Below are 445 nucleotides of genomic sequence, written 5' to 3' on the forward strand. Positions count from 1 at the left end.
ACTTCGAGGAGGGCAGGACAGGCGCGCACGAACACGCCTGACGGTGATGCCCTCCGCAACACCAGTCGATTCCGTCAGGCCGGTCTCCGGACTCTCGACCGCCGATCCGCTCGCCTTCCCGGGAAACCCAGTGGCCGTTGAGCGGGGCTGCAGCATGGCTGCGGTCGATTACCGTTGCGGGGGCAGTGCCGGGATTGCTCGTGAGCGCACCGGCTTCCCGATTATCGCCGGCGAATGCCGGCGCACCTGATGGAAAGAAAAACGCCGCGCACCTTAGTGCACGGCGTCATGAAGTACAAGCGAGATCGCTTGGGGTCAGCTTGAAATCTGTTCAAGCAGGGCCAGGCGGCGACGAATGGCGGCTTCGATGCCGCCCTGGTCCAGGCCACATTCGGCAAGCATCTGCGCCGGCTTGGCGTGCTCCACGTAATAGTCGGGCAGGCCC

The 445-nt window shown here is 64.7% G+C and carries 1 riboswitch.

Annotated elements, in window-relative coordinates:
* Positions 1–59 precede the first annotated feature (59 nt).
* Positions 60–265, reverse strand: a riboswitch (cobalamin riboswitch).
* Positions 266–445 lie beyond the last annotated feature (180 nt).

Origin of the sequence: Halorubrum sp. Atlit-8R (assembly GCF_003666025.1) — an archaeon.
GTDB lineage: Archaea > Halobacteriota > Halobacteria > Halobacteriales > Haloferacaceae > Halorubrum > Halorubrum salinarum.